The 4,502-nt window shown below is 64.5% G+C and carries 7 protein-coding genes; 3 read left to right on the plus strand and 4 right to left on the minus strand.

From position 1 onward, the window contains the following. Position 1: 1 nt before the first annotated feature. Positions 2-274 (minus strand): acylphosphatase, encoded by a 273-nt coding sequence (locus AAFP05_RS10240; RefSeq protein WP_341729766.1) that lies wholly within the window; start codon positions 272-274, stop codon positions 2-4. A 96-nt stretch (positions 275-370) separates the two neighbouring features. Between AAFP05_RS10240 and AAFP05_RS10245 the strand changes: the two genes are divergently transcribed. Continuing rightward, entirely contained in the window at positions 371-1,579 is a 1,209-nt protein-coding gene (locus AAFP05_RS10245) for an Ig-like domain-containing protein (protein ID WP_341729767.1), read from the plus strand. 68 nt (positions 1,580-1,647) lie between these two features. Then, complete coding sequence (mgrA, locus tag AAFP05_RS10250) at positions 1,648-2,712, plus strand: L-glyceraldehyde 3-phosphate reductase (protein WP_341729768.1); 1,065 nt, start codon at positions 1,648-1,650, stop codon at positions 2,710-2,712. Positions 2,713-2,770: 58 nt separating this feature from the next. Here the strand turns inward: mgrA and AAFP05_RS10255 are convergent, their stop codons facing one another. From AAFP05_RS10255 to AAFP05_RS10265, 3 genes are all read right to left on the minus strand, one after another. Further along, positions 2,771-2,941: an addiction module antidote protein gene (locus tag AAFP05_RS10255; protein ID WP_341729772.1), complete on the minus strand. Its 171-nt coding sequence runs from the start codon at positions 2,939-2,941 to the stop codon at positions 2,771-2,773. A gap of 6 nt (positions 2,942-2,947) precedes the next feature. Next, positions 2,948-3,790 carry an alpha/beta hydrolase gene (locus AAFP05_RS10260; RefSeq protein ID WP_341729769.1) on the minus strand — a complete coding sequence of 281 codons (843 nt, stop codon included), beginning with the start codon at positions 3,788-3,790 and terminating at the stop codon, positions 2,948-2,950. Positions 3,791-3,887: 97 nt separating this feature from the next. Continuing rightward, positions 3,888-4,214 carry a ribbon-helix-helix protein, CopG family gene (locus tag AAFP05_RS10265; protein ID WP_341729770.1) on the minus strand — a complete coding sequence of 109 codons (327 nt, stop codon included), beginning with the start codon at positions 4,212-4,214 and terminating at the stop codon, positions 3,888-3,890. A gap of 25 nt (positions 4,215-4,239) precedes the next feature. Here AAFP05_RS10265 and AAFP05_RS10270 point away from each other — a divergent pair. After that, on the plus strand, positions 4,240-4,502 hold a 263-nt coding region (locus tag AAFP05_RS10270), incomplete at its 3' end, for a hypothetical protein (protein WP_341729771.1).

The following is a 4,502-nucleotide window of genomic DNA, read 5'->3' on the forward strand; positions in this document are numbered from 1 at the left end:
CTCATCGCACGTGGAAGCCGTTGATGTTGAGCGGTGCCTGCTCGCTGACCTGGTAACGGTGGACGTCGGCCCAGGCCGGGCCCTCGCGCAGCCAGTCGATCATCTGGGCGACCGCGTGCGCATCGCCTTCGACCCAGGCCTCGACCGACCCGTCATCGAGATTGCGCACCCAGCCATCGACGCCGAGTGCCTGCGCTCGGTCGAGCGCCGACCACCGGAACCCGACACCCTGGACGCGTCCGCTCACCACCACCCGCACCGCGCGCTGAGTCATGCATCCATGATGGCAACCGCGCCGCCATCTGACTAGCCGGTTCTTAGGCTCTTCGGCCGTTGTGACCTAAAATGGGGAGGACGCTTGGAGGTTTCAATGACATCTTCTCCGCATCAGCTGACCCGGCGGAGTGCTCTGCTGGGTGCTGCGGGCCTGACCCTCGTCGGCTGCGCCAAGCCCCTGACAGACGGTGGGACGCCGGCAGCCGGGGTCTCGTCCGGCCAGAACGGAGAGCCGGCCACCAGCGGCGAAGGCGCAACGGCCATCACCATTAGCACCGCACACGGTCTGGACGCGATGTGGCCGAACGAGCCGATCGACATCACGGTCGAGAACGGCACCATCAGTTCGGTGGCGGTCACCGACGCATCCGGCAACCAGATTCCCGGCAAGGTCAACGCCACCCAGTGGACGCCCGATCGCGGTGCCCTGGACGTGCGATCCAGCTATACCGCCGAGGTCACCGCGCAGGACTCGAAGAAGCGCCAGAAGACAGTGACGGCGTCCATCGCAACGGTCAATCCCGCACTGGTGGTAGAAGTCGATTTCCGCTACGCCGATGGCGTGGCCGTCGGCAACGGGATGCCGATCTGGGTACGTTTCGACATGCCGGTAAACGACGATCAGCGCGCGGCCATCGAGAAGACGGCGTCCGTGCAGACCAGCCCGGTTCAGGAGGGCTCCTGGGGCTGGTCCGACAATACGACGCTGTTCTGGCGTCCCCGCGAATACTGGCAGTCGGGATCCACCGCACATGTCGAGGTGCAGGCCGCCGGGCTCCCGGCAGGCGACACCTGGATCGCCAACAATGCCACCGCCGATTACCTCTACGGCGACCTGCGCGTGATGGTGACCGATATCGACAACCACTCGCTGGCCTGCTACCAGAACGGCGCGCTCGTCAACACGATCCCTGTCAGCTGCGGCAAGCCGGGGCTCGAAACCATGATCGGCACCAAGGTGGTCATGGAGAAGCAGAGTCCGGTCGTGATGGACTCCGAGACGTTCGGGGTGAGCAACAGCTCGTCCGAGGGCTACAAGCTCGATGTCTACTGGGCGCAGCGGCTGACCTGGTCCGGCGAGTACTTCCATGCGGCCCCCTGGGCCGATGCCGACCACGGCTACCGCAATGTCAGCCACGGTTGCACCGGTATGACCGACGCGAACGCTCAGTGGCTGTACGGCTTCACCCAGGTGGGCGATCCGGCCGAGTTCACCGGCAGCACCTTCCCTGTGCAGGCCTATCAGACGATCGGTTGCTGGACCTATAGCTGGGCGGATTGGCAATCGCAAAGCGCCTTGTGAGCAGCGCTTCGCGAAGCGATGAACGGCGTTCGGCAGCACTGTCTTCCGGCGTTGGACACAATGGAGACATGCTCACAGACGGAATCGCCTATCAGGCAGACCCGGCCCGCTATGACGGGTCAATGATCTATCGGCGCTGCGGACGTTCCGGGCTTCTGCTGCCCGCCATCTCGCTCGGGCTCTGGCAGAACTTCGGTGATCTGCACACCGCCGGCAACCAGCGCGAGATCGTGCGAGCCGCCTTCGACGCCGGCATCACGCATTTCGATCTCGCGAACAACTACGGGCCGCCGCCCGGCCAGGCCGAGATCAACTTCGGCGAGCTGCTGCGCACCGACCTCGCGCCATATCGCGACGAGCTGGTGATCTCGACCAAGGCCGGCTACGACATGTGGCCCGGTCCCTACGGGCAGGGCGGCGGCGGACGCAAGTACGTGCTCTCCTCGCTCGACCAGTCGCTGCGTCGTCTCGGTGTCGACTACGTCGATATCTTCTACTCGCACCGCTTCGATCCCGATACTCCACTCGAAGAGACCATCTCCGCCCTCGACCAGGCGGTACGCAGCGGCAAAGCGATCTATGCCGGCATCTCCAGCTACTCCGCCGAGCGCACCCGCGAGGCCGCTGAGATCGCGCGCGAACTCGGGACGCCGCTGCTGATCCATCAGCCCAGCTACTCGATGATCAACCGCTGGATCGAGGAGCCCACCGGCGATGACGGCTCTTTGATCGAGCAGGCCGAGAAGCAGGGCATGGGCATCATCGCCTTCAGCGCATTGGCCCAGGGCATGCTGACCGATCGCTATCTCAACGGGGTGCCCACCGATTCGCGGGCGGCCCGCGGCGGCTCGCTGCCCATCGAATACCTGGACGAGAAGCACATCTGGCAGTTGCGTGCTCTCAATGACATCGCCGCCAAACGCGGCCAGTCGCTGGCTCAGTTGGCCATCGCCTGGGTGCTGCGGGACGAGCGCGTGACCTCGGCGCTGATCGGCGCGTCCAGCGTCAAGCAGTTAGAAACCTCGCTGGGTGCGCTGCAGAACCTCTCGTTCAGCGCCGATGAGTTGGCCGAGATCGGCACGTGCGCTGTCGATGCCGACATCAACAAATGGGCGAAGTCGTCCAAGGCCTGATTTCTGCCAACACGTGGGGTGCGGAGGCTGCAATGCGTCCGCACCCCACGTGTGTGGTCTATACCAGCTCGTGATCGCGGTGCGGCTCCAGACGAATCCCCAAAGCCCGAGTGACCTTTAGGACGGTCGACCACGTGGGGTTCCCGTTCTCGGACAGCGCTCGGTAAAGCCCGTCACGACTCATGCCAACTCGGCGGGCCAATTCACTCATGTTGCCCGAGCGAGCGATGCCAGGCTAAGCGAGGAAGGCCAGCAACGCTTGGGCGACCTCGTCCGGGTGCGAGGCGAGCAGCCCGTGCGGGCCGTCCGGGATCGGCTTCATGGTGACGGCGTCCAAGAACTGTGGCATCCGCGCACCGCTTGCCGCGAAAGGCACGACCTGGTCGCCCTGGCCGTGAATCACCAGCGCCGGCACCTTGAGTTTCGCCAGATCTTGCCGGAAATCGGTCAGCCACAAGGGGATACAAGCTGCCAGAGCATTCACATTGCCCTGCCCTGCGATCATGATCGAATGGTCGATCTCGGACGCAGGGACCATCAGCTTCGCCCCGCCATCATCGGTGGGCACCGAGTAGAAATTGGTCAGGAAGCCTTTGAGGAAACCGGGCGGATCGGCCAGCAGGCCGGACTGCATCTCGGCGGCCGCGTCCGGGGTGAAAGCGCCATCGGGGTTGTCGGGCAGGGTCGCGTCCAGGCAGGGTGTGATCGCAGCGATGAAGCCAGCCGCAGTAATGCGCCCGGTCCCGTGGTTTGCGACGTAGCGGGCGACCTCTCCGCCGCCCATCGAGAATCCGACCAGCGCGACGTCGACCAGATCGAGTTCGCAGAGCAGTGCGTCAAGATCGGCAGCGAAGGTGTCGTAGTCGAAACCGGAGCCCGGCTTGCCGGATCGCCCGAACCCGCGTCGGTCATAAGCGATGACCCGGTGGCCCGCCCGCTGCAGAACAGCGCCGATCTGCTTCCAGGACGCCTCGGACGCCGGCCAGCCGTGCACCAGAACGACCGGCCTGCCCATCCCTGCGCTGTCGGTGAAGTAGATCTCGGTGGGGTGGTCGCCACCAACGTTCAGCATGGGCATGGATACCTCCTTGGATCCGTATGAATGTCTCGATTCTGTCACGAGCCAGCGTAGGATTCCGCGCTAGCACGGTCACAGCTGAGAGCGCCGTGGGCGATCAGGAAGCATACCTGTCGAGATACTCCCGCAGGGCGTCACGAACCACGTCGGATGATCGCCGGCCCTGCGCTGCCGCGACCGCGTCCAGCCGGTCACGATCGCTCTGCGTCACTCGCAAACTCAGTGCCGGAGAGCGCTTTCCACCACCGCTCAGTGATGGACGACCACCCCGCCGCTCCGCGCGCTCAGCCAGCTCTGCGGCGCGCCGTTCGGTCAAACGGCGCCCACCGACCACAAATACTTCGCCATCGAGATCGATATCGGTGACGACCACGTCGGGGCCGAAGGTGGCCGGGAATCCCTCGGGGGGCTTCTTACTGTTCATCGTTCCTCCATCTCCTCGGCATCGCATGGACGACCGCAAACCCTGCACCGCGATCATCTCGAACTATTCCGAGCTCGATCGCCAAACCTGTTGCGTCGACGCCTACGTAAAGCGCCATGTCGCCATCCATCTCGACGAATACGGCTCCCGCGAGGGCCTCGCGGATCCGGCGGCTCGACAGCTTGTGCTTTCGAGCCGTACTCGTGATCCGGACAGCTTCCATTCCACAATTGTGTCATACACAACCGCGCCATACCCGGGCATTGCATGCCGGATCGCCACCCAGAG

The sequence above is a fragment of the Brooklawnia sp. genome, from assembly GCF_032229645.1.
Lineage (GTDB): Bacteria > Actinomycetota > Actinomycetes > Propionibacteriales > Propionibacteriaceae > Brooklawnia.

Excerpts from the sequence above, each read along its gene's own strand:
- AAFP05_RS10260 (WP_341729769.1), bottom strand. The coding sequence starts at position 3,790 with ATGCCCATGCTGAACGTTGGTGGCGACCACCCCACCGAGATCTACTTC.
- AAFP05_RS10240 (WP_341729766.1), bottom strand. The coding sequence starts at position 274 with ATGACTCAGCGCGCGGTGCGGGTGGTGGTGAGCGGACGCGTCCAGGGT.
- AAFP05_RS10265 (WP_341729770.1), bottom strand. The coding sequence starts at position 4,214 with ATGAACAGTAAGAAGCCCCCCGAGGGATTCCCGGCCACCTTCGGCCCC.
- AAFP05_RS10245 (WP_341729767.1), top strand. The coding sequence starts at position 371 with ATGACATCTTCTCCGCATCAGCTGACCCGGCGGAGTGCTCTGCTGGGT.
- mgrA (WP_341729768.1), top strand. The coding sequence starts at position 1,648 with ATGCTCACAGACGGAATCGCCTATCAGGCAGACCCGGCCCGCTATGAC.